This window comes from Vibrio sp. Isolate30 (genome assembly GCF_022397975.1).
Lineage (GTDB): Bacteria > Pseudomonadota > Gammaproteobacteria > Enterobacterales > Vibrionaceae > Vibrio > Vibrio fortis.
This window is the reverse complement of record NZ_JAKEUS010000002.1, coordinates 211,245-235,815: the sequence shown is the minus strand read 5'-3', so window position 1 is coordinate 235,815 and position 24,571 is coordinate 211,245. Positions and strand designations below refer to the sequence as shown.

The following is a 24,571-nucleotide window of genomic DNA, read 5'->3' as shown; positions in this document are numbered from 1 at the left end:
ATCCTAGATATGATTTTTATCAAGTTGAAATTGAGGTTCTTTAGTTTGAGCTTGTTGTCTCTGATGTAATTCTTTTTGGTAGTGATTAAGTGACGCGATCACTTCATCCATACTCTCTTGGCTGCCAATACTGATGCGAACGCAGTTACGTAACGCTGGCTCATGATGTTGGTTCCTCGTCACAATGCCATTTTTTGCCAACACACTAAACAATTGGTGTTCAGGCTTGTGCTTTAACAATACAAAGTTGGTCGACGACGGGTAAACCTTCTCAACGAAATCGAATTGCGCCAGTTGAGCTGCGAAATGGTTACGCACTTCAATCAACTGTCGTGCGGCGTCTTGCATTACAGAAACTCGTTCACCTGATAACGCCTCTAATACGATTTGTGATGAGCAATCTGGCATTGGATACGGCGGAATCAGTTTGGCTACATACTGCATTACATTTGGGCTCGCTAAGATAAACCCACAACGTACTGCTGCAAGCCCAAACGCCTTGGACAAAGTACGAATCACCACTAAATGAGGGTAACGCTCAATCAAGCTCACAGCCGATGTTTGAGGTTCGAACTCTATATACGCTTCATCTACGACCACCAGCGATTTACCTTGAGTCCCTTCTATTACCTCGATCAACTCCGCTTTAGGAATCACATTACCGGTAGGGTTGTTGGGAGAGCATAGAAAAACAATGTTCGCCAACTCCGCTTTGTTCACCAAATCAGGAACATTTAAACAGAAATCCTCTTTCAAGGGTGAATCGAGCGTTTCAATCGCCAGCGCATCGGCACAAAACTCATACATTGCGTAGGTTGGCGAGCAGATCAGTATTTTGTCTTGAGCGGGCTTGCAGAATGTTCTGATTATTAAATCAATCGCTTCATCAGCACCGCGCACGGCAACCGCCGCCGCATCAGTTTCACAATACGCTTGGTATGCCTTCGCTATATCTTGCGGCAAAAAGTCTGGGTAACGGTTATGCCCTACTTCCCCCGGAAACAGAGTGCTCTCTAGTTCGTTTGCATTTAACCAAACACGCCCGTCACCACCAATTCTTCTTGCTGATTGATAAGGTATTAATTTTTTTACGGCCTGAGGCACTAAGTTATCGATAAAAGATATCAAGAGGCGATCCTTTCTAAATAATCAAAATATCTTCACCATCGCTTTCATATTCAATTTATGTGACATATACACATATTGAATCACAAATGATGATTAAGTATTTACATTCAAACAGAACACTATTGATAAATGAATCGAAATATTTACATAATAGCCATGATAAAAAATCATAGGTAAACATATGAACCACACACTCCCTTCAACCAAAACCTTGCTTGCCTTTCTATCTACGGCAAAGCACTTAAACTTTACACGTGCTGCTCAAGAGCTAAATGTCACTCAAGGTGCTGTTAGTCGTCAGGTTTTGTCTTTCGAAGATAATTTGGGGTGTGATCTTTTTTATCGTCATGCTCGTGGGCTGTCGTTAACACCAAAAGGCGAAGAGTTAGTTCCGCTTATTCAAGCAACCATTCAACAACTGCAGTCGGCTCTCAATCAGGTATCGAGCTCGCCCTCGAAGATTAAACTCAATGCCCCGAGTTGTATTACCTCCTGGCTGTTACCCAAACTCATGTCGTTTCAACAGGCTTATCCTGAGATTGATGTCGAGCTAACATCGACTATCAAGCATGTTTTTGAGCCTAGTTTTGACCCATTTGATGCCGTTATTACCTATGGTAAAAAGCCCAACCAACATTCAATTGTTAGCCAGCTCTTGTTTAACGAGCAGTTGGCTCCGATATGCCAATCGCAGATCATTGTGAACGAGCATCTCATAGACTCCGAGTCAAACCTCATCAAGCCACACAAGCTGTCCCAGTACACTTGGTTGCACGCCAATAATGAGCAGAGTGATTGGCGACTATGGCTTGAGCATATCGGCAGTAATGAACTTTCAAGCAAGAACAACCAGCAATTTGCAACGCTCGATCAAGCAATGAACGCCGCGATGCAAGGCTTCGGCATCGCCATCGGTGATATCACCCTTGCTAAGCAAGACATCGATTTAGGCAGGTTAGTAAAAGTGAGTGAAGGCAGTGTGTTCTCGGGGAATGGTTATTTCCTTCTACAACCCAAGAATCGTCAAAATACGTCATTATCAACTCTGGTTGATTGGTTGGTGGATTAGCCACCAATGGAAAGCCAAATACCTTTGAGGCAAAGCTTTTCCGTTCACGGCAACCACATTTATCAATTTGAGAATCAAGTTATTCCTAAATTGATGTGCAAAATTGCCTCTCAAAATAAAACTATTCTTCTCACAACACGTATTGTTTTAGTGAAAGCAGACTAAGCATTCTTTTAACTGAATGAAAAGGTGGGACAAATTAGTGCTCTGAGTTGAAAGTTCCACCTTCTATATGAAAATGGCATTCGAATTGCTTTGTCATAGACAACCCAACCAATATTAAGCAGGTTGCATTTTTTCTCACTGCAGCTTGTCACGGAGGATAGGCTATGACCTTACAAAGACACACGTATTACGGCTTAATTCACCATGGAATCAAAACACTACTCATGGATCGTATCGGCCACTTCACAGAACGTGAATATCACGAGTATTTGGACCTAACGACAGGTAAGTCGACATGCTTCACAATGAGTGAAGAAGAGCTGGAGCAAACCCTTGATAACCTTAAAAGTGAAGGTTATTTGGAAGACATTAAGCAGCTTATCCCACGCTACCAAACTTCATGCACTCGGTGACAAGCCGCTCAATCAAACATTTCATTTTTCAAGTGCTTCCTTCTATTTTGAATCGAAGCACTTTTGGCTAGACTGAATGGAGGTATCTCAACAGGATGTTCGGTTCAAAATGAAGCAAATCATCGACTTTATCCCACTCATCATCTTCTTCGCCCTGTACAAGATGTACGACATCTATACGGCCACTGGCGCATTGATTGCTGCAACCGCCATTCAAATAGCACTCACCTACCTACTGTTTAAAAAAGTAGAAAAAATGCAAGTTATCACTTTCGCTATGGTGGCGGTGTTTGGTGGTATGACAATCTTTCTGCATGACGATGACTTTATCAAATGGAAGGTCACCATTGTCTATGCGCTGTTCGCTATTGGGTTAACCGTCAGCCAACTGATGGGTAAGCCGGCAATTAAAGGAATGCTTGGAAAAGAGATCACGCTACCTGATTCTGTATGGAGCAAGATTAATTGGGCATGGACAGCGTTTTTCACACTATGTGCCGCTCTGAACATTTATGTCGCGTTCAACTTATCGCTCGATGCTTGGGTGAACTTCAAAGTGTTCGGTTTGTTGATCGCCACGATCACATTCACGCTGTTAACTGGCCTATACATTTACAAAAACCTACCTGAAGAAAAACACCACTCGGTGTCTGAAAAAAATAGAGACGATGGGTAATGGTCGAATGAGATCTCAATCTCATTTTTTGTTACAATCTTGCACATAATTTCGTTCACAGTGGCCAATAGGATAAACGCTGGCCACTGACTTATTGATGTTTTGGGAATCCCTTATAATGAGTCACACTTCTGATGCGCCAAAAGGCCAACTTCTTCTTCGCACCCTTGCTATGCCTGCCGACACCAATGCCAATGGCGACGTGTTCGGTGGCTGGATCATGTCTCAACTCGATTTAGCGGGTGGTATTTTAGCGAAAGAAATTTCATGCGGCCGCATCGTAACCGTATCGGTTTCAAGTATCACGTTCAAAAAGCCAGTGAAGGTAGGTGACGTAGTATGTGTTTACGGTGAGTGCACAAAAATCGGTCGCACTTCAATGAGCATTGACTTAGCGGTATGGGTTAAGCCGGTTCGTGACCACGGAATCGAAGACCGTTTCATGGTATGTGACGCAACTTTTAACTATGTTGCCATTGATTCTGAAGGTAAACCTCGCGCTATTGCCAAATAAGCCATTCGCTAAACAGACGAATAGCCTTCTAATTTCGGGTCTTTAGAGCGTTTTCCACTCAGCTTTTAAAGACCCAGCCTCTTCGACGCGCATCAATTCACACTTTCTTGTTTTTCCCCCTTCCAAATACGATTAGTTCGCGTAAATTAGCTACATAGCTCACCGAGCCTCTTTTTTGTGAAGTATAAATAAGGATATACCAATATGTGGTACGTGATTTTTTCTCAAGACGTCGAAAACTCATTGGAAAAGCGCCTGAGCGTTCGCCCTCAACACCTAGAACGCCTACAAACACTTCACGATGAAGGCCGCTTATTAACAGCAGGACCAATGCCAGCTATCGATTCAGATAACCCTGGCGAAGCGGGTTTTACTGGCTCGACAGTCATTGCAGAATTTAACTCACTAGAAGAAGCGCAAGCTTGGGCTGATGCAGACCCATATATTGAAGCTGGCGTCTATGCTAATGTGATTGTAAAACCATTTAAGAAAGTATTTTAAAGTGAAAAAGTGGATTATCGGATCACTGGCTGCACTCGTTCTTGCGGGTTGTAGTTCAAGTGACCAAGACCAACAACGTCAATTAGAGATGATGGCGCAACACCGAGCTGGTGTTCTATCAGCGGGATTACCGATCGAATACGGCCCGTTGAAAGTCATGCGTGTCTTGGCAAAGAACACCGTGATTGAAATCATGATGATCTACAACCAAGATGCTCAAGGTGCAAAGCCACTCAATCAAGTATTGAAAACCAGCGTTAATAGCTACTGTACCAACTCTGAAGTACGTGCCAACTTAGACATGGGCTTGGCATACAACATCAAGATACGTAATACTCGTGGTCAATTGATGGTTGAGCAGCTCATAAGCAAGCAGACCTGCGAAAGCGGTAGCTAGTTAGAGATTCGAGATTCGAGATTCGAGATTCGAGCAAGATGAAAAGCCAAAGCCTCGCGAGTGCGAGGCTTTTTTACGCCAGTAAGGCATCAGATACAAAGCCTTATTCAAGCTTTACTTGTCTTACACTCCCTCAGCTTCCCACTCTTTACGCAGTGTTTTGGTTGCCGAGACAAGGTTGGCTAGTGCTGCTTCGGTTTCTGACCAATTGCGTGTTTTAAGACCGCAGTCAGGGTTCGCCCAAAGACGTTCTGCCGGGATCTTTTCTGCTGCTTTCTTAAGAAGTCCTACAATCCACTCTTCTGATGGGATGTTTGGAGAGTGAATATCATACACACCCGGTCCAATCTCATTCGGATAGTTAAACTCTTCGAACGCTTTAAGCAATTCCATATTCGAGCGAGAGGTTTCAATCGTAATCACGTCTGCATCAAGTGCCGCAACAGATTCAATGATCTCGTTAAACTCGCTGTAACACATGTGAGTGTGGATCTGCGTTTCAGGCTTGGCGCTCGCGGCAGCAACTTTAAACGCATCAACCGCCCACTCCAAATACTCTGCATGAGCTGCTTTCTTTAAAGGTAATCCTTCTCGAATCGCAGGTTCATCGATCTGAATAATATTGATGCCTGCATCTTGCAAATCTGAAACCTCGTCACGCAGCGCGAAAGCTAATTGGTTAGCTATCTCCTTGCGAGAGATGTCTTCACGCGGGAACGTCCAACACAAAATCGTTACCGGCCCTGTTAACATGCCTTTCATCTGCTTTGAGGTAAGTGACTGTGCGTAAGTCGACCACTCAACGGTTACTGGTTTTTCTCGCTCAATATCCGCAACCACAATGGCAGGTTTTACGCAGCGAGAACCGTAGCTTTGCACCCAACCGAACTTGGTGGTTTGAAAACCTGCTAAGTTCTCAGCGAAGTATTCAACCATGTCATTACGTTCGGCTTCTCCGTGTACCAGCACATCAAGATCGAGCGCTTCTTGACGTTTTACGGCGTCGGCAATGTGCCCTTTCAATGCTTGTTTGTACTCACTCTCATTGAGCTTCCCTGCGCGATAAGCACTGCGCTGTACACGAATCTCACCCGTTTGAGGGAACGATCCAATGGTCGTTGTTGGTAACAATGGCAAACCTAACACCTCAGACTGGTGAGCAGCACGCTCGGCATAAGGCGCGCTTCGTTCCCCTATCGCTTTCGTCAGCGTTTTCAATCTTGCTTGAACATGTGGTTTGTTAACGTGGGTCGCTTGTTTGCGAGCTTCAATCGGTTGGCTATAAGTTTCACACGCTAAGATAGCGTTATCGTCCCCATCTAGCGCAGCTCCCAACAGGCTTACTTCCGTGACTTTTTGCTTAGCAAAGGCGAACCAGCTCTTCACTTCTTCTGTTAGTGTTTCTTCAAGATCTAAGTCCACAGGACTATGTAACAGTGAACAAGAGCTCGCGACCCACAGCCTTTCTCCTAACGTCTCTTTTACAGGTTGCAGCAACGCAAGTTGTGTCGCTAAATCCGCTCGCCATACGTTGCGCCCATTGATGACACCTGCAGACAGTACCCAATCTTGAGGCAGCTTTTCGACAACCTCATTCAACTGCTGTGGAGCCGCTGCTAAATCAATGTGTAAGCCGTTAACTGGAAGTTCGATGATCTTATTTAGTGTTTCATTCACTGAATCAAAATAGGTCGTTAAGAGGATCTTTACATCTCCCTGAATGACTTGATACGCAAGTTTGAATGAATCTGCCCACGGTTTTTCAAGCTCTAGCGATAAGATAGGCTCATCAACTTGCACCCACTCCACACCAAGCTTCGCCAATTTCGCCAAAATTCCCTGATACGCGGTTAGCAAGCGAGGTAAAAGGCTCAAACGGTCAAAACCTTCTTCTACCTCTTTACCTAAGTAGAGGTATGACAGCGGCCCTAGCAGTACAGGCTTTACTTTGTGACCCTCTTTTATCGCTTGATTCACTTCATCAAATAGTTGCGGCCAACTCACTTCAAATGAATCGTCTTTGCTGAATTCAGGCACTATGTAGTGGTAATTGGTGTTAAACCATTTGGTCATATCTGACGCTGCCGCTCCGTCCTGATCGTGGTGGTGATTCGAGCCGCAGCAAGTACTCTGAGATTGGCCACGGCCTACACGGAAAAGCGTATCCAAATCTGGAAAGCCATTGTTGTGGCGTTTTGGTACATGCCCCAGTAGTAACGTAGTGGCAAGAACATGATCGTACCAAGCAAAGTCCCCTGCAGTAACAAAGCTAAGATTAGCGTCGGATTGTGCTTGCCAGTTACGCTGACGCAGTTCGCTACCGACTGCTTTCAGTTCAGTTTGATCGATTTCCCCACGCCAATACTTTTCTAATGCAAATTTGAGTTCTCGTTTTTCGCCGATACGTGGGTAGCCTAAAATATGAGTCGTTGTTGTCATGAGCCTATTCCTTAATCACTATTTTAAAATCCGGTCAGACGCTGATTAATTTCATTCAAAGGCGTCTGGATGGCTAAACTATCTCGCCAAACGCCTTTGTGAACAATCTCCAAATATTCAACTTGTTTATTAGAAAACCTCATGTTGGCGAATTCACATATGAGAAAACCGAAAACATTTAGACGTCCAGATGTTTACACATCCACAAAAACGACGTAGGGTAGTTATTAAGAAATATTAAACATCAGCTTAGGAACTATGAGGATCACTCATGATAGAGCTCAAACACCTGCGAACACTGACCACATTGCGTGATAGTGGATCTTTAACAGCGACGGCGACATCACTACACCTGACGCAGTCTGCGTTATCGCACCAACTAAAGGATCTCGAGGCTCGTGTGGGTGGGCAACTGTTTTTGCGTAAAACTCGCCCAGTTAAGTTCACGTCAGAGGGTGAAATCCTGCTGAGGTTGGCGGATGAAGTGTTGCCTAAACTGGCCAAAGCAGAGAACGAATTGGCCAGTCTCAAAGAGGATGTGAACGGCCGACTTCATATGGCGATCGAGTGCCACTCCTGTTTTCAATGGCTGATGCCTGCTCTCAAGGAGTATCAGGTCACTTGGCCAAGCGTGACCCTCGATTTCTCATCTGGCTTTGGTTTTGAGCCTTTACCGGCATTGATGGCAGGAGAACTGGATCTCGTGATTACTTCGGACATCCAGCCTCGATCGGAAGTTCATTACGAACCACTGTTTGACTTCGAGATGCGACTGATCACGGCAATTAACTCGCCTCTTGCAGAAAAAGAAGCAATCCAGCCGGAAGATTTGCTCGATCTGACCATGCTCTCTTATCCTGTTCAGAAACAGCGCCTCGATGTCGTGAAACACTTCCTTCAACCTGCTGGCATCGAACCTAAAAAATGGAAGCAAGCTGATAACACATTGATGCTAGTACAAATGGTATCTGCAGGATTAGGCGTAGCAGCTCTGCCCAACTGGGCAATCAGTGAGTTTTCAAGACAAGGCTTGATTGCTAGCAAGCCGTTAGGGAAAGGTTTATCTCGTCGACTGTTTGCAGCTGTAAGGAACTCGGATAAAGATAAGCGCTATTTACAAGCCTTCTTCAGTACCGCAAGGCAGCAGAGTAAAAGTCATCTCGATGGAATCAAGGTTGTCTAGCAGTAGCAACCCTATTTTAAAGATGCATCAGATTTAGAAGTGCCAAAAACAACAAAGCCACAGACTGTTAATCTGTGGCTTTTAACTGTGATATTTAAATCCTTTAAGCTTCTGCTAAGCAGCTATCGGGCATAGGATTTGAATTGATTGGTCAATGGATCGTACTGGTAACCGAGCATATCTAGTTTGCCCACCACACTTTCGATATCCATTTCATACATGCTGACAAGCTCTTCAAAACTATCACACTCAAGACGCAACTTTTCGTTGACGATTCCCAATAGAATAATGCTATCTAGGCTTTTGACGTTGCTTAAATCCATCTCGTACTCCTTACGAACACATCGACTGATTTAAGTTTAGAACGACAATGGTAAGCCCGCTTACTAATAGATCACATTTCTCGCTCAATCACAGCACAATTCGCAGCTTTCTGAAGTTCCCAAATTGCTATAGTGCCTAAATAGCGATGGCGCCTAAATAGCTATAGCGCCCAAATTGGCTCTAAGCCAACAACAGAAGCAATCAGCATTAGCAAAGCAACCGCAAGCTGGATTTTTTCAGGCGTTTTTGCGAAGAGCAAATGCCAACACCAAACAACAATCGATGAAATTAGAAGCGCAAAGCTAAACAACAACGACGGCACCATAGGTTCCAATACTTCTTCAGAAAGCGAGTAGGCGCCCAGTACTGTGGTCAACACCACCAGCATTCCGCTTAGAATACCCGCAACAGGCAAGATTCGGTGGAATGCCTGAAGACGTGTTCGTGCAATGGTCAGAAGTAGATGTGAGAACGCGCTACCGAGTAAGGCTGTTAGAAGCAGTGATGAGATTAGGCCAACTAGAGTCGCCTTCTCGCTTGCTTGAATCCCAACATAAGAGAGCGCCAAACCACAGGCTAAATACATCACCCAAATCGGTCCGGCATCGCGAGTCTTCTTCGTCTGAACTTGAGAGAAGAAATAGAAAATGGCAAATACGACTAAGAAAGCTTCGACCTTAAGTGACGCCACTGCCAACCAAAGTACACCAATCGCTGGTAATACCTTATGAATACGACCACGCTGGCCTGGGCAGATATCACCTTTCACTAAGATCAGCGTTAGTACGAGTTGTGCACCCAATAACATAGGTGCGAATTGAAGTAATACAGATTCGATCATCGGGATCTACTTATATGGACTTATTTTCGCAGAATGATATCAAAAACTGCTTGGAACACTAATCAAAATCATCAATTTGCTCACTGTCTCGTATCCTTGGTCTATGCTGTTTCCAAGAATCACTTCTCAATACAGCTTTGCATCGCTTATTGGGGGGAAAGACACTAGAACTATCAGGGGCATGTTCTACTGGCTAGTCTGGGCGCATGCCGCTATAATTCCCGCCTCAAAAATCAGAGGTCGAAATATGTACAGCGATATCACTCCTATTCACGAACACAAAAAATACTGGGCCGAATGCTACGGTACAGCTCCCTTTTTACCGACCAGTAGAAAGGAAATGGATGCTCTTGGATGGGACAGCTGCGACATTATCATCGTAACGGGCGACGCTTATGTCGATCACCCAAGTTTTGGTATGGCGATCATTGGTCGTTTGCTTGAAGCGCAAGGTTTCCGCGTAGGTATTATTGCGCAGCCAAAATGGGACAATAAAGACGCCTTCATGAAGTTAGGTAAACCTAACCTATTCTTCGGTATCACCGCGGGTAACATGGACTCCATGATTAACCGTTATACCTCTGATCGTAAATTACGCCACGATGATGCTTACACACCAAATAATGAAGGTGGTAAGCGCCCTGACCGTGCAACTCTGGTTTACTCTCAACGTTGTCGCGAAGCTTACAAAGGCACACCTATTGTTCTTGGTGGTATTGAAGCAAGTCTTCGCCGCGTAGCTCACTACGATTACTGGTCTGACAAAGTTCGTCGTTCTGTTCTTTTCGATGCGAAAGCAGACATTCTTCTTTTTGGTAACGCAGAGCGTGCACTGGTTGAAGTAGCACACCGCCTAGCCGATGGTGAAGAGATTGCGAACCTGACAAACATTCGCGGTACTGCTGTCAACTTGCCTGCTGCACCTGAGAACTTCAAAATCATCGACTCTTCACGTATCGAAAAGCCGGGTAAGGCTTACGTGCCGGTTAACCCGTATGAGGTTGAAACCCAGTGTGATACTAAGAAAGACGAAGAACCTAAAGCACAGCCAATTACTATTCGCCCTTCTCGCCATGACGCGAAAACAACGGCGGTTCGTATCCCTGCGTTTGAAAAGCTAAACAACGACCGTATTCTTTACGCTCACGCTAGTCGTATCCTGCACTTAGAGACGAACCCATACTCGGGTCGCGCTCTGATTCAACGTCACGGTGACCGCGAGCTTTGGGTAAACCAAGCACCGATCCCTCTGACCACAGAAGAGATGGATTACGTATTCGGCCTTGCGTACAAGCGTGTGCCTCACCCTATGTACGGCAAAGCAAAGATTCCTGCTTACGACATGATCAAAACGTCAGTTAACATCATGCGTGGTTGTTTCGGTGGTTGTTCTTTCTGTTCAATTACCGAGCACGAAGGTCGTATCATCCAGAACCGCTCAAAAGAGTCTATCTTGGATGAAATCGAAGACATTAAAGAGAAAGTACCTGGCTTTACAGGCACTATCTCTGACTTGGGTGGCCCAACTGCGAACATGTACCGCTTAGGCTGTTCGGACCCGAAAGCGGAAGTGAACTGTCGTCGTCCATCGTGTGTGTTCCCTAAGATCTGTGAGAAATTAAACACAGACCACAAACACACTATCGACCTGTACCGCTCTGCACGTAAAGTGGAAGGCGTTAAGAAGATCATGATCGCGTCTGGCGTTCGTTACGACTTAGCGATTGAATCACCAGAGTACGTGCGTGAGTTGGTTACACACCACGTTGGTGGCTATCTGAAAATCGCACCAGAGCATACTGAAAAAGGCCCTCTTGATCTGATGATGAAGCCGGGTATGGGTACTTACGACCGCTTTAAAGAAATGTTCGAGAAGTACAGCGCTGAAGCAGGTAAGAAACAGTATCTGATCCCTTACTTCATCTCGGCGCACCCGGGTACAGAAGATGAAGACATGCTTAACCTTGCGCTTTGGCTGAAGAAGCACAACTACGAGTGTGACCAAGTTCAGAACTTCTACCCATCACCAATGTGTAACGCAACGTCAATGTACTACTCAGAGACCAACCCTCTGAAACGCGTTAAGTACAAGAAGCGTGAAGATATTCCAGTGCCAAAAGGTGACCGTCAACGTCGCCTGCACAAAGCACTATTGCGTTATCATGATCCAGAGAACTGGAAACTGATCCGTGAAGCGCTGATCGACATGGGTAAGAAGCACCTAATCGGTGATAAGCCGGGTTGTTTGGTGCCAGAAGAAGACTTTGATGCACAAACACCAGCGCAACGCCGTAAGTCTGGTCGTCACGGTGCTCACCGTTTCGCGACCAAGCACAGCAAGTCTCAACCAGGTCTAGGCGGCGAGAAGCCACGTAACCATTCAGGCAAAAAGCCAGGTGGTAAGAAGCCTAACAGTAACAACGGCCAAGGTAATGGTCATCAGGGCAACGGAAATGGCGGCGGCAACGGTCGTAAACCAGCGAGCGGCTTTATTAAGAAAGGTCCGGGCGGCCAATCTCAAGGAAACGGCAAACCAAACCGCAACAAAGCAGGCAATGGCCAAGGTGGCAAACCTTCTGGTAACGGAAAGAACCGCCAACGTACGGCGCAGCGCTAACTCTTAATAACAACGAGAGCTTTCAGTAGCGACGTTAACTTTAAGTAGTTAAGCGACAACCCTTCGCTTTAAATGACGAAAGTCCAAGTGATTTCCCCACTTGGACTTTTTTGTTTCTGTGGCTAGATGAGTGGCTAAGCTTGAGTTTGTTTAAACACCCAAGCCTTGCTGAGTAAGTAGTTACTGACCATTCCAACCAACACCCCGACCGCCATAGCCAAAAACAGCGAGCCATAAAATTCAGGCAGTATTAATGTGAGAGCCTTGAAACATATCAAATTGGGTACAGCCGATATCATTGCGGAGGTCATGAACTTTTGCCACTGCTTAAAATCATCCCTGCGTGACCCTGTCCCTTGGTATTCGAACGTTAGTACTCTGTTACCTATCCAAGTGCTGGTTGCCGCGACTAGAAAGGCCAACATTCTTGCCCACATCACCGACAAATCACCCACAAAATGAAACAGTGCAAAAGCGGCACAATCAACGACAAATCCACCAGCACCAACACATGCAAACTTAATTAGCTGATGATGAGGCCTCAATACTCTTTCGATACTTGAGGTCATCGTTCTAAAGTGAAATGGCATTTTCATCGAGAATTTTTACGGCAACGGGCTCTGCAACTGCTGTCGGACTCATTGGCTTACAACTGAATAGCGCGCGCTTCTGTTTCTCAACGGGTTCTCGCACACAGCTCAATGCATTCTGTGCAATGACCGACTCAACTTCTGCCTTCTTACCAATCAAGTAGAACTTATCACTCGTATCAGCCTCTGAGATGTCGGTGATTTTTTTGGCTTGCCCTAAGCTATAGAACTGACCTGAGAATGGACGCTTACCTATGTAATAACTTGGAGCGTCGTCCTCAATATGGTTGAAGATAATGCGGTCACTCTTTTCATTCGCCTTACCAAGGTTCAAATACACCATCGCAATCATCAATAGCACAGGTAGAACTAGCGCGACACTTGAGAACCACTTCTTATCTTTCTCTACCACCAGCATTGCTACTAACAAACCTAACGCTGGAATCCCCGGTAACACGTAAGCAGGGAGAATATTTCCCGCCATAGTGAACAGCAGCAGTGGTGAAATCAGCCAACAAATTAGGAACGAAAATAAGCCACTGTTGGTTTGATTTTGCTCTTTGATCTTCTGGCGACGAGCAAATGCCAGTATTGGCAGTACAATCGACCAAGGTGCTGCAGCTTGAATCCAAAACACCCAGATCATGCCTCGAGCTTCGTCGTGAGCGGAACCATACAGGTCGCCTTCCCAACCGCTTACAACAAAACGCTTGAAATGTTCGCCAACGATAAAGTAATCGATAAAACCCGGTGTCGCCATTTCTGCCATGATGTACCAAGGCAGAGCAATCGCCATCATTAACACTAAACCAGAGACAATTGGAAAACGCTGCCACAAGGCTTTGAATGCACCAATCAATCCATGTTGTAAAGCAAGCCACGGGAAAACCGCGATAACCATGATTACAATCGCGACAGGACCTTTGGCAAGCAGACCGCAAGCAAGACCAATGAAACCGACATAGCCCCAAGCATTATTAATACGCTTGCTGCCCTCTCCTTTCCAACACAGGTAGAAGCCGAGCATAGCGATGGTCATAGCCAACGTCAGGGCAATATCCGTCATCACCGCACCCGCAGCAATCGAGAAAATGCCACACGTTGCCAATACCACAGCAGCAACCAATGCGCTCTGTCCGGTACGTTTAGCAAAATAGGCGATCAATAAGATAGTGAATACGCCCGCTAGCCAATGAGGAGCACGGACTGCGAATTCACTCAAACCAAACAGCTCGATGCCAGCAGCGCTCATCCAAGTAAACAGTGGCGGCTTACCCCAAAAAGGCACACCGTAGTCAAATTGCGGTGTAAGCCAGTTGCCTGTTTCAACCATCAAGCGAGCCATTTCGCCATAACGTGCTTCAGTAGTATCCATCAACGGATACGTCGCCAGTGACAGCAACCTAAGAATTAGCGCGAAGGCTAATAAATACCACAGGTGCGTTCTGTTCAGGCTCATGCTGATTCCTCTAATTTATACGTTGTTTTGAGTGCCGGTTTATCGACAACAGATTGAATGAGATATAAAGGGCGATTCTTGGTTTCGATGAAGATACGGCCAATGTATTCGCCCATCAGGCCAATACTAAGAAGCTGGATACCACCAAGCGCCAACTGGACAACCATCATCGATGGATAACCCGTAATCGGCTCACCAAACATCAAGGTTTTAAAGATGATAAACATACCGTAAACAAAGGCACTGAGAGCGACCATACTGCCCAGCGCGGTTGCGATACGTAGTGGTCGAATAGAGAAAGAGGTGATGCCATCCATCGCCAAGCCAAGTAGCTTGAGGTAGTTCCATTTGGTCTCACCACAAAAGCGTGCATCGCGTTTGAATTGAACTGTGGTTTGTTTGAAGCCAGGCCAAGAGAAGATGCCTTTCATGTAGCGGTTACGCTCTGGAAGCTGATTGATGTGATCGACAACTTCACGGCTTAGCAGACGAAAATCTCCAACGTTCTCAGGTACATCGATTTTTGCTGCGGCGTTCATTACGCGATAAAAGCTTGCTGCTGAGAACTTCTTAAACCAAGTCTCGCCATCGCGCTGACTGCGCTGCATATTGACAACGTCATAACCTTCTCGCCACTTAGAAACCATATCTGGAATCAGTTCCGGCGGATCTTGTAAGTCCGCATCCAATAAGATCACCGCTTGACCACGGCAATGTTCTAAACCTGCGCTCATCGCAGACTCTTTACCAAAATTACGTGATAGACCAATAACTGAAATAGAGCTCGCAATTGACTTAAACGACTCCACCAAAGCCAAGCTATTGTCTTTGCTACCATCATCGACATAAACGATCTCACTCGAGATGGGCAATTCATCAAGAACCTTAGTTAAGCGCGAGTGAAACTCGGGCAGTACTTCCTCTTCATTAAAAAAAGGCACAATGATAGACAACGAGATTGCTGGGCTAATTTGAGCCTCGCTTGAGCGGCGCGAATTGATGTGAAGTTCAGTCATAATACGGTCTTCTATTTTTTGATTCCGAAGCAGACTAGCTTCCCATCCATGAAAGTTATGTTATTGACATATTTTTCACGTCAATTCAGGATGATCGCTATAACAAAATAAGTGCTTATGGGTAATAAAATGAAACGTGTTCTGTTGGTTGAAGATAACCGTGAAATCGCTGGTGTGCTGTTCGACTATTTTGAGTGCATTGGTATGGAGCTCGATTACGCCGATAACGGTGAGCTTGGATTACAACTCGCCACGGATAACTCGTTCGACATCATTATCCTAGACCTGATGTTACCGCGCATGGATGGCCTAACCGTATGTAATAAACTGCGTGAGAACGGTAACACGACCCCGATTCTAATGCTGACAGCCCTAGACAGCCGAGATGATATGCTCGCAGGTTTTGAACATGGGGCCGATGATTACCTCACCAAACCCTTCGACCTCGATATTCTTGAAGCAAGAATGAAAGCCTTGGTTCGCAGGTACCACGGCACGGTGGCATCCAGCAAATTGGTATTTGGTGAAATCAGCATTGACCAAAAGACACGTAAAGCTTATCGACAAGACAAATTATTAGCCCTCAATCCAACCACTTACACCATCCTTGAGATGCTGTGTAAACGTGCGCCGGATGTCGTTACTCGCGAAGACATCTCTTATAAACTATGGGAAGAAGACGAGCCAAACAATGACGTGTTGCGTAGCCACATCTACCAGTTAAGAAATCAGTTAGACAAACCCTTTGACCAACAAATGTTGATTACCGTGCCTAAAGTCGGTTTTAGATTGGAGTCGAATTCGTGATCCTCAATGTACTCAATAGCACCAAAAGTCTAACTGGTCGTCTAGCGCTTTTCTTTGGGTTGATGGCCGTGATCATCACCGCCTTCGTCTATGCGGTTTTTCTTGTTGCTATGTACCAATCGGAAGACCGCGTTGGTGAACGACGTATCCTTATTGACCGTAATTATGCAGTGAGTTTATTTGAAGCAGGAGCGAATGGGAAAATACGCATTGACGACCTAACCATCGCTTACAATGACCGCAGTCTCATTCCTGAACGCTATCAGCGCTTTATCGGAGATAAAGATACATTTCTTGGTGAAGTGGGTGACGAACCCCATTCGCGTATGGTGTATGTGGGCGAGTATTCGCATGAAGGCGTCACCTACCCACTTATATTACTCTCCGAGATTGATCGTATTGAGTTTGATGTCACAGAGTTATTTTATGCAACCACTCTGGTTCTCACCTTGTTAGCGGTTTTGATCTTCAGCTTCGGCGCTCTTTTATACCGACTGTCTCAACGTCTCATTGAGCCCTTCAACTCTTTGGCAAGACAACTAGAGAGCAACAAGAGTAACCTAAACCAAGAGTTTAAAGTTCAAGACAGTGCAGCCATTGAGTTTCGTCAGCTCACCAATCAACTTAATGATTATCGAAGTGAAATCAATGCACTAGTAAAACGAGAACAAGCTTTTGCTCGCTACTCTAGCCACGAATTGCGCACACCGCTTACGGTTGCGCGAGGCTCTAACAAACTACTTCTACGCAGCCAAATGACTGAGTTCCAACATCGCCAAGTAAAACGCGTTGACGATGCCGTTGCTCAGATGTCAGAAATGGTCGACGCCCTTTTAGGGTTGGTACGCTATGAACGCAATCAAGATGACGCACCAATTCGACTCTTTACTCAGCAAGAGTTAGAGCAGATCATCGCTAAAAACTCCGCACAAGCGAATGAAAAACAAATTAATGTTGAACTAGAAGTGGAAGGTGAACCGAGTGTTCGTGCCACCAGTGCGATTCTTAACATGTTGATTGGAAATCTGCTGAGAAATGCCATTGCTGCCACCAATCATGGCAAAGTGACAATCACCCTGACCCAACATTTGATCAGTATCCATGACCAAGGAGAAGGCCTCACCGAACAATACAACCCAAGTGGACATGGCCTAGGTCTACTGATCGTCGATGATTTATGTAGTCGATACAACTGGGACTTTGAACTCATCAATCATCAAAACGGTGGCTGTGTGGCACTGGTAGTGTTTGACCAACCTGCGAACACCTCGTCTCACTTAGAATAAACACAAGTTTCAATGTTTGGGTGGCTCATCCACCCAAACTTTGATTCAATCGGTTTACTTGCTCAATCAGTTGCCGGATACTGCGCGTCCCAAATGTTCAACAAGTGTCCCTTGGCACCTACTCAACATGAAACTCAACAACAGCCCTATCACCCAACACCAGTTTAATGGCCGCACTTTCTTCTTAAAGCGTGATGACCAATTGCACTCACATTTCTGCGGCAACAAAGCTCGCAAATTCATGCAATTGCTCGAAGAAGAGCACTCAAACATAGATACCTTGATCTGTTACGGCTCAGCGCAAGCAAACTCGCTATTATCGTTGGCGGCATTAGCGAAAATTAAAGGGTGGAAGTTGGAGTTTTACGTTGACCATTTACCCCAATGGCTCATTGATAAACCGATAGGAAACTACCGGGGTGCATTAGACCTTGGTGCTAAAGTGATCAGCATGCAAGTGGTCGCTAGCGATCTTCATCCAAGAGCGTACATCGAGCAAATCAGACAGCCAGGACCGGAATGTATCGTACTGCCCGAGGGAGGGCGCAGTAAAATGTCCGAATATGGCGTCAAACAGCTCGCTATGGAGATCTTAAGTTGGACACGCTTCGAACCGAAACACAATTTTGTCGTTGCGCTACCGGCTGGTACTGGGAGTACGGCTCTTTATCTTCATAAACACCTTAAAGTGCACAATATCCCAGTCATAACCTGTGCTTGTGTTGGCGGTAATGACTACCTGACAAAACAGTTTGACGAGTTAGGTGAAGACGACCATCCTCAGATTCTACCTTTAGAGTCTAAACATCACTTTGGAAAACTCTATCAACGAGATTACCAAATGTGGCTCGACCTTCTAGAAGAGACCGATGTGGAGTTTGATCTACTCTACGACCCTTTGATGTGGCACTGTTTGGAACAGTGGCAACAAGACAACCCTGACAAAACACTCATCTATATTCATCAAGGCGGCTTGCTCGGCAATGAATCTATGTTGCCCCGCTATCAGCGTAAATACCCAGATATCACGGCCAGTCAGACGCTAGATTGGTAGTCATTCTAGGCTTAGCGGTAGAAGTAATATCTCGTTTTTATCTCATCCGTCATGCAGCCATAAAGTTCTTTTCTATACTTTCCAATAGGAAAATACCGACAGGAAGGAACTATGCAAATTCGAACCGCTCTATCTTTACTCAGTGCAGCTCTTTGTGCCCCTCTAATGGCCGGAGAAAATATACCTTATACGGTGGATGGTCTTGAATACGAAGGCTATTGGAGTGAATCCAGTGACAATGCACCATTGGTGCTACTTGTGCATGATTGGGATGGCTTGACTGACTATGAAAAAAAGCGAGCAGAGATGCTCAATGAACTTGGTTACAACGTATTTGCTGTAGACCTTTTCGGTAAAGGCATTCGTCCTACCGAAGTGAAAGACAAGAAACAACACACGGGTGAGCTCTACAAAGACCGTGAAAAGATGCGTTCATTGCTCATTGGTGCGGCCGCTCAAGCAGAGAAACTAGGTGGCAACCTCGATAACAATGTCATGATGGGGTACTGTTTTGGAGGTGCTGCTGTATTAGAAGCCGCCCGAGCCGCCATTCCATCTAAGGCTTATGTCTCTTTTCATGGTGGGCTATCTACACCCGAGGGACAAGACTACTCCCAAACGCCATCTCAGGTTGTCATTTTCCATGGTACTGCGGATGCTATGATCTCAATGGCAGATTTTGGAAATCTGGCTGAGCAACTGGAATCGGCGAATGTCGAACATGAAATGCTGACGTATAGCGGCGCTCCTCATGCATTCACAGTGTTTGGCTCTATGAACTATCAGCTCGAAGCCGACCAAAAGTCTTGGGCTCGCTTTACCGACGTGCTTGCTTCCGCTACACAATAACTCAATGTAAGAGCCGCAAAATACGAAAAACGCCTTCACATATATTGAAGGCGTTTTTTATATCTCATTGTTTCACCGAGTTTTTCGAATCGCGTATCTACAAGATTTTACTGATATCGAGATACACTCAGATCGCCACTTTCAACTTCTGGTACTTTTCCACTCACCACACTCGCAAGAATTTTTCCTGAACCACATGCCATGGTCCAACCCAAAGTCCCATGACCGGTGTTGGTGTACAGGTTGCCTACCGGCGTCTTACCTATGATTGGCGTGCCATCTGGCGTCATAGGTCTTAACCCAGTCCAGTATTCGGCTTTCGCGTGATCGCCAGCCTCTGGAAAGAGATCTTTAATAACCATATCAATGGTGGCTTTACGCTTCTCTGGTATATCGAAGTTGAAACCGGCCAGCTCAGCAGTCCCTGCAATACGAATGCGGTCATCAAAGCGTGTCATCGCAACTTTGTAGGTTTCATCCATCACGGTTGAGGTTGGCGCTTTGTCTGCGTTGATGATCGGCAGTGTTAATGAATAGCCTTTCACAGGGTAAACAGGCACATCAATATCGATCTGTTTCAAAAGCTCAGTCGAATAGCTTCCCGTCGCCAAAACAAAAGCATCTGCTTTCAACTCGCCAGCACTGGTGTTAATACTGGTTAACGATGAGCCTTGACGGTTCAGCGAGTGCACTTCAGTATCAAACTTAAATTCAACACCCAAGGCTTTGGCTTTTTCAGTCAGCTCAATACAAAACTTGTGGCAATCACCCGTTTCATCTCCCGGTAAATACAGCCCACCTACAAGCTTATCTTTAACGGATTCAAGCCCCGGTTCGACCTTAATGCACTCATCAACACTCAACAAAGAGTGCTCAATACCGCTCTCTTTGAGCAGTTTCATGTCTTGTTGAATCGCTTCTAGCTGCTTAGCATCACGGAATACTTGAAGCGTTCCTTGCTGACGGCCTTCATAGTCAAGGTTTTCCGTTTCACGCAGCTCCGTTAAACAATCTCGACTGTAATTTGCAATGCGTAACATGCGTGATTTATTGATCGCATATTTTGCTGGGCTGCAGTTAGACAACATCTGAGTTGCCCATTGAATCAAAGCAGGCGAGAGTGAAGGTTTCACTTTCAGCGGTGCATGTTCTTGCGTCAACCATTTAAGAGCCTTAACGGGAATCCCAGGAGCAGCCCAAGGGGAAGAGTAACCATAAGAGATTTGACCTGCATTGGCAAAACTGGTCTCTTTACCACTGCTATCTTGGCGGTCGATCACCGTTACCTTGTGCCCTTCTTTGGCCAAGTACCAAGCACTGGTCAATCCAATTACACCACTACCAATTACAATCACTTCCATTGCCCTGCCCCTGTTTTAGCAACATTTTCGTAACTTGGGGACACTTTATGAATCAGATGTTGATTTGACAAGCTTGATAGCGTTGACTAAAAGTCATTTAGAGATATTAACCACCTAATACACTGATTATGGGGCTTTTTCCTACACAAAATTACGGTTTCAGAATACAAAAACACCGCTGAAGTTTATGTTATCAGCGGTGTCAGCAAACTTAGCAAGGTAACAATAAAGACAGTAAAGAACGTAAAATTATGATGCTTTAGCGGCATCCAGAACAAGGCTCGGACGAATTAACTCATACAGGCAATCAAGCTCTTCTCCCGTTCGAAACTTCCTTGGAATCATCCCCGCAGCCATATGTGGATGCCCACCACCAAAACCAATGCCTTTTTCATTCAAGGCTTTTTGAATAACCTTGGCGACATTATTTTCCGAGCACTCCGAGCGAAGTGAAATAAACGTTTTATCGCTCGTTCTCGCGGTAAGCACAATAATATCAAGCTCATCAACGCTCAAAAGAAAGTCACCCAGTACACCTAGCATGTTTTTAGGACATCCTTCAGGCAGTACAGCAAAAGCAGCATTTTTCTCGCGACGCATACCGGCAAGCATCGAATTGAACAGCTGCAGCTCTTCAAATTGAACTTGGTTTCGACAAATCTTATTTACGATCGCGTTGTCGGCTTTGGCTTGCAGGTACGCAAGCGCCTTAAGATCTGAAGCCCCTACGCTTCGGGTGAAGTTGGCGGTATCAAAACTCAAACCGACCAACAATGCAGTCGCCACACGCTTAGGCATATCAATGGAAAAATATTGATAGTACTCAACCATGATAGTGGCAGTAGCACCATAATTAGATCGAATATCGCTATACCAAACCGACTCCGGCGCTTCCACCTGATGATGGTCGATAACACCGACTTCCTCACCAGTGAAATCAGTAATGTTCTTCTCACCAATACAACCATCAACCACAATGATTTTATCGTCCGGCTTCAAACGTAGATCTTCGGGTTTAGATACTGGTATTTCGAGCCAATCGATAAGATTTCTCAGTGACACTCTATCGATGTGCCCTTTAAAGGTGATGAACGGATTCAAGCCTTGGTTTTTAAGCAGATAAGCCAACGCATAAGCAGAGGAGATCGCGTCATGGTCTGGAAAATCATGAGCCTGCACAATCACTCTTTTATTCGCTTTCAGCTTGTCTAAGAAAGCTTCAAATTCAATATTTGCCATTTTGAAATCGCCCATTGAAAACTAGCCTCTGAAGAGGCTAGAGAAAATAAGAGGTTCTAAATCTTATGAATTAGTCGATACTCAGTATTAGATAGAATCGCTTCTTCTAAAGCACCCACACCTAAGGTGCTGTATCCGTAAAAATTCGGCTTCGCATTTTTGCGCAAAGATTGTACGCTTTCGACAATGTTATCATCCATTGTCAGTGCATCCACCACTTCAGAAAGTAACTTCCTGTTTTCTTGTGACATAGGTGAGATAAACTCACTTGCACCACTGATAGAAGAATACAAGTAGCCAAATTCGCCACCATTATTCTCTTCAATGTAGTAGTTACCTGTTCTTGCAAACGATGCGCGGATCTCATTCACACTCTCGATTGAACTAAACGTTTGAGCAAAGAACTCCGAACCACCCGCATGCTCTAGCGTTTCTGGCGCGAAGCCTTCATTTGGGAAAACAAGATAAGCGACGATCGCATTGTCTCGGGTAATGGCAGAAAGGATGAAATTATCGTCTTGGTAGTACTTAATGACGTCATCCGTTGACGCTCGTTTAATATAAACTGGCGCACCAAATGTTTGATCTAACGTCTCAGCAGATGAACGAATATAAATTTTATCTAGCTTTCTATGTGACGGGATATCTGTCATTTGAGACAGACCAAAATCGAACATCTTCTCCAATGCATCAAAACTGTCATTGAAGCCGCCCAAAGCAATGGAAATCACCGACACTAGACCAATAGTGCGAGCTATACCGCCCTTCTTCTGCTCTTCCAACAGAGACTCTTGAGTGTCTTGAAGCTCTTGTAACTCTTCCTGAATATCTTTTTGAATTTCCTTGTTTTGTTCTTCAGACATTTTTAACCTTTGATCTCATCGATTTTGTCCATTAACGCATCTGTACCGTCTTCAGCTTTCTCTTGTACTCGCTCAAACGCATCGGTATCCATGATACTTTCAATTTCATCGCTGTAATTAAGACCTAAATAAATGCCGAAACAGATGAATACTAAAGCGAAAATTTTAAACATTGTTACTCTCAATTCTTAATTGGTAGACAAAGTACATGCCGGGTGACATGTACTTTGTTGTTTTACTTACCTGATTTATTACTTATATAACGCGATACGACTGTTTACTTTCTTCAAGTAATTTTTGGTTTCGTCGTACGGTAGATTCACCACGAGATGGTCATAAACTTGTTGAGGTGTCATCTGGTTGATGACCTTCGAAGCTTTGCCAATACTGGTAGAACGGTCTTTGTTAAACGCTCTTGCCACATTACCCGCACCAGTGTTGTAAGCCGCAATGACACAATACAAACGACTTTCGTCATTCTTGATCTTGCGAAGATATTTACTGTTCAAGATATCTAAGTAAGCCGTACCCGTTTCTACGTTGATAACCGGCTGATATAGGTCTGCCACTTTCATCGGCGCATCGATGTTGCGAACTTGTTTATTCACGTCGTGACCAGCACTCGTCGGGACGACTTGCATCAAGCCAAACGCAGGCACATGTGATTTAGCATCCGGACGGAAAGCCGATTCCGAGTGCATGATTGCCATGATCAACGCCGCATCAACTTCCCAGTTTTTACTCTCTTTTTCAGCTAAGGTGCTGTACTTGCTCGCACGTGCCTTAAGGCTGTTTTCAGGAAGCTTAACTTTATAGCTAATGACTTTTTTCGGTTTAACCGGAGCTGCTGCAACTTCAACAACCGGTTTAGGTTTTACAACTTCTGGCTGTGGCGATTTTTCAACGACCTGTTCAACTACTTTCGTTGGCTGCTTTTCTGTAGGCGTTGGCTCTAGCTTGGCGACCTCTTTTGGTACTTCGACTTTTTCAACGGGTTTCACCACCTCAACGGCCGGCTCTGGTCGCTTCACTTCAATACCATGTTTTGCACGCATTTCATCATACAGTTTGGTTTGCGCAGCAATACGCTCCTGAGCTTTTGCCAGTAGTGCCATTTTCTTGTTGTGAGCACGCTGGTAAATGAAAGAGTCAGGAATGCCGGTATTAGACAAAATCAGTCGCTCAGCTTGCACATCCAGCTCATTCATCTGGCTCTGCGTCTGCTGGATAACGAAGTTTTTCTCTTCTTGCTCTTTCTCCAACGAATAAAGCACGGCGTGGTCTTCCGCCTTGAGTTTGGCGAGTTCAACATTTTGACCCGCAACCTCAACAGGGATATTTTTTACCAGTGCTTCGATCTCTTCCGGAGTACTATCTTCATCCACCAACACAGAGACTGTTGCTGTATTGGTTTCGTAATCGACAGCCGTTTTTACTTGATCGTCTTGAGAATAATCCACCTGTTTGGTTTGAGACGAAACTTCCCCCTCACCCCATGTCTTGATGAGGTCGCTTCGACGTTCATCAAGATTATTGGTGTATTCATCACGCCACGCTTCGTATTCATCCAAGTAGGCATTAACGTAAGCATGAAACTCTTTGACCTTGTCGTCTTGAGACTGGCTCGCCTTAGCAACAGCGCTGTTTAGCTGCTGCTTTTGATCTTCTGATACAGCAAGCGCCTGAGAACTGATAGCTGCTGAGATAACGACAGCTAAAACAGTCTTATTGATCATTTTGTACATAGTTCACTCCCAGAGTGTATAGAGACAAAAGGCCA

General features: G+C 45.1%; 24 protein-coding genes. 12 read left to right on the top strand and 12 right to left on the bottom strand.

Annotated elements, in window-relative coordinates; genetic code table 11:
• Window positions 1–3 precede the first annotated feature (3 nt).
• The gene (gene hisC, locus L1D60_RS08290; protein ID WP_239840656.1) at window positions 4–1,128 is read right to left on the bottom strand and encodes a histidinol-phosphate transaminase; all 1,125 of its coding nucleotides are present in this window, start codon (window positions 1,126–1,128) and stop codon (window positions 4–6) included.
• A 181-nt stretch (window positions 1,129–1,309) separates the two neighbouring features.
• Between hisC and L1D60_RS08285 the strand changes: the two genes are divergently transcribed.
• From L1D60_RS08285 to L1D60_RS08260, 6 genes are all read left to right on the top strand, one after another.
• Window positions 1,310–2,197 carry a LysR substrate-binding domain-containing protein gene (locus tag L1D60_RS08285; RefSeq protein WP_239840655.1) on the top strand — a complete coding sequence of 296 codons (888 nt, stop codon included), beginning with the start codon at window positions 1,310–1,312 and terminating at the stop codon, window positions 2,195–2,197.
• 329 nt (window positions 2,198–2,526) lie between these two features.
• Window positions 2,527–2,775 carry a hypothetical protein gene (locus L1D60_RS08280; RefSeq protein ID WP_239840654.1) on the top strand — a complete coding sequence of 83 codons (249 nt, stop codon included), beginning with the start codon at window positions 2,527–2,529 and terminating at the stop codon, window positions 2,773–2,775.
• 109 nt (window positions 2,776–2,884) lie between these two features.
• Window positions 2,885–3,451 (top strand): septation protein A, encoded by a 567-nt coding sequence (locus tag L1D60_RS08275; protein ID WP_239840653.1) that lies wholly within the window; start codon window positions 2,885–2,887, stop codon window positions 3,449–3,451.
• Between the two features lie 118 nt (window positions 3,452–3,569).
• Window positions 3,570–3,965 (top strand): acyl-CoA thioester hydrolase YciA, encoded by a 396-nt coding sequence (gene yciA / locus L1D60_RS08270; protein WP_150871970.1) that lies wholly within the window; start codon window positions 3,570–3,572, stop codon window positions 3,963–3,965.
• Window positions 3,966–4,169: 204 nt separating this feature from the next.
• Window positions 4,170–4,466 carry a YciI family protein gene (locus L1D60_RS08265; protein WP_032549334.1) on the top strand — a complete coding sequence of 99 codons (297 nt, stop codon included), beginning with the start codon at window positions 4,170–4,172 and terminating at the stop codon, window positions 4,464–4,466.
• Between the two features lies 1 nt (window position 4,467).
• A complete protein-coding gene (locus tag L1D60_RS08260; RefSeq protein ID WP_239840652.1) occupies window positions 4,468–4,863 on the top strand; it encodes a GspS/AspS pilotin family protein in 396 nt (131 codons plus the stop codon).
• A gap of 123 nt (window positions 4,864–4,986) precedes the next feature.
• Here L1D60_RS08260 and metE read toward each other — a convergent pair whose 3' ends face one another.
• Window positions 4,987–7,302: a 5-methyltetrahydropteroyltriglutamate--homocysteine S-methyltransferase gene (gene metE, locus L1D60_RS08255; protein ID WP_239840651.1), complete on the bottom strand. Its 2,316-nt coding sequence runs from the start codon at window positions 7,300–7,302 to the stop codon at window positions 4,987–4,989.
• Window positions 7,303–7,573: 271 nt separating this feature from the next.
• Here metE and L1D60_RS08250 point away from each other — a divergent pair, with 271 nt between their 5' ends.
• A complete protein-coding gene (locus L1D60_RS08250) occupies window positions 7,574–8,485 on the top strand; it encodes a LysR substrate-binding domain-containing protein (RefSeq protein WP_239840650.1) in 912 nt (303 codons plus the stop codon).
• 122 nt (window positions 8,486–8,607) lie between these two features.
• Here L1D60_RS08250 and L1D60_RS08245 read toward each other — a convergent pair whose 3' ends face one another.
• On the bottom strand, window positions 8,608–8,808 hold the full coding sequence (locus L1D60_RS08245; RefSeq protein ID WP_239840649.1) for a DUF4250 domain-containing protein: 201 nt from the start codon (window positions 8,806–8,808) through the stop codon (window positions 8,608–8,610).
• 161 nt (window positions 8,809–8,969) lie between these two features.
• A complete protein-coding gene (locus L1D60_RS08240; RefSeq protein ID WP_239840648.1) occupies window positions 8,970–9,650 on the bottom strand; it encodes a hypothetical protein in 681 nt (226 codons plus the stop codon).
• 247 nt (window positions 9,651–9,897) lie between these two features.
• On the opposite strand from L1D60_RS08240, the gene L1D60_RS08235 reads away from it, so the two are divergent.
• Window positions 9,898–12,267: a YgiQ family radical SAM protein gene (locus tag L1D60_RS08235; RefSeq protein ID WP_239840647.1), complete on the top strand. Its 2,370-nt coding sequence runs from the start codon at window positions 9,898–9,900 to the stop codon at window positions 12,265–12,267.
• A gap of 134 nt (window positions 12,268–12,401) precedes the next feature.
• Here L1D60_RS08235 and L1D60_RS08230 read toward each other — a convergent pair whose 3' ends face one another.
• From L1D60_RS08230 to L1D60_RS08220, 3 genes are read right to left on the bottom strand one after another with little or no spacing between them, the layout of a single operon-like run.
• Window positions 12,402–12,863, bottom strand: a complete 462-nt coding sequence (locus L1D60_RS08230; RefSeq protein WP_239840646.1) for a GtrA family protein — start codon at window positions 12,861–12,863, stop codon at window positions 12,402–12,404.
• Window positions 12,841–14,316: a glycosyltransferase family 39 protein gene (locus L1D60_RS08225; RefSeq protein ID WP_239840645.1), complete on the bottom strand. Its 1,476-nt coding sequence runs from the start codon at window positions 14,314–14,316 to the stop codon at window positions 12,841–12,843. Before L1D60_RS08225 ends, L1D60_RS08230 begins: the two co-directional genes overlap by 23 nt.
• Complete coding sequence (locus L1D60_RS08220) at window positions 14,313–15,332, bottom strand: glycosyltransferase family 2 protein (RefSeq protein WP_150895080.1); 1,020 nt, start codon at window positions 15,330–15,332, stop codon at window positions 14,313–14,315. The genes L1D60_RS08225 and L1D60_RS08220 overlap by 4 nt, the downstream gene beginning before the upstream one ends.
• A gap of 129 nt (window positions 15,333–15,461) precedes the next feature.
• Between L1D60_RS08220 and L1D60_RS08215 the strand changes: the two genes are divergently transcribed.
• The 4 genes from L1D60_RS08215 to L1D60_RS08200 all read left to right on the top strand — a co-directional run bounded on the left by L1D60_RS08215 (window position 15,462) and on the right by L1D60_RS08200 (window position 19,328).
• The gene (locus L1D60_RS08215; RefSeq protein WP_239840644.1) at window positions 15,462–16,139 is read left to right on the top strand and encodes a response regulator transcription factor; all 678 of its coding nucleotides are present in this window, start codon (window positions 15,462–15,464) and stop codon (window positions 16,137–16,139) included.
• Window positions 16,136–17,425 carry a HAMP domain-containing sensor histidine kinase gene (locus L1D60_RS08210; RefSeq protein ID WP_239840643.1) on the top strand — a complete coding sequence of 430 codons (1,290 nt, stop codon included), beginning with the start codon at window positions 16,136–16,138 and terminating at the stop codon, window positions 17,423–17,425. The genes L1D60_RS08215 and L1D60_RS08210 overlap by 4 nt, the downstream gene beginning before the upstream one ends.
• Before the next feature lie 127 nt (window positions 17,426–17,552).
• Window positions 17,553–18,479, top strand: coding sequence for a pyridoxal-phosphate dependent enzyme (locus L1D60_RS08205; protein WP_239840642.1), 927 nt, complete (start codon window positions 17,553–17,555; stop codon window positions 18,477–18,479).
• A gap of 111 nt (window positions 18,480–18,590) precedes the next feature.
• Window positions 18,591–19,328, top strand: coding sequence for a dienelactone hydrolase family protein (locus tag L1D60_RS08200; RefSeq protein WP_239840641.1), 738 nt, complete (start codon window positions 18,591–18,593; stop codon window positions 19,326–19,328).
• Window positions 19,329–19,435: 107 nt separating this feature from the next.
• On the opposite strand, the gene L1D60_RS08195 is transcribed toward L1D60_RS08200, so the two are convergent.
• The 5 genes from L1D60_RS08195 to L1D60_RS08175 all read right to left on the bottom strand — a co-directional run bounded on the left by L1D60_RS08195 (window position 19,436) and on the right by L1D60_RS08175 (window position 24,536).
• Window positions 19,436–20,689: a D-amino acid dehydrogenase gene (locus L1D60_RS08195; RefSeq protein ID WP_239840640.1), complete on the bottom strand. Its 1,254-nt coding sequence runs from the start codon at window positions 20,687–20,689 to the stop codon at window positions 19,436–19,438.
• A 249-nt stretch (window positions 20,690–20,938) separates the two neighbouring features.
• Window positions 20,939–21,928 carry a DHH family phosphoesterase gene (locus tag L1D60_RS08190; protein ID WP_239840639.1) on the bottom strand — a complete coding sequence of 330 codons (990 nt, stop codon included), beginning with the start codon at window positions 21,926–21,928 and terminating at the stop codon, window positions 20,939–20,941.
• Window positions 21,929–21,984: 56 nt separating this feature from the next.
• On the bottom strand, window positions 21,985–22,791 hold the full coding sequence (locus L1D60_RS08185) for an ETEC_3214 domain-containing protein (RefSeq protein ID WP_239840638.1): 807 nt from the start codon (window positions 22,789–22,791) through the stop codon (window positions 21,985–21,987).
• Between the two features lie 2 nt (window positions 22,792–22,793).
• Window positions 22,794–22,964, bottom strand: a complete 171-nt coding sequence (locus tag L1D60_RS08180) for a hypothetical protein (RefSeq protein ID WP_239840637.1) — start codon at window positions 22,962–22,964, stop codon at window positions 22,794–22,796.
• Between the two features lie 78 nt (window positions 22,965–23,042).
• On the bottom strand, window positions 23,043–24,536 hold the full coding sequence (locus L1D60_RS08175) for a transglycosylase SLT domain-containing protein (RefSeq protein WP_239840636.1): 1,494 nt from the start codon (window positions 24,534–24,536) through the stop codon (window positions 23,043–23,045).
• Between the last annotated feature and the right edge of the window lie 35 nt (window positions 24,537–24,571).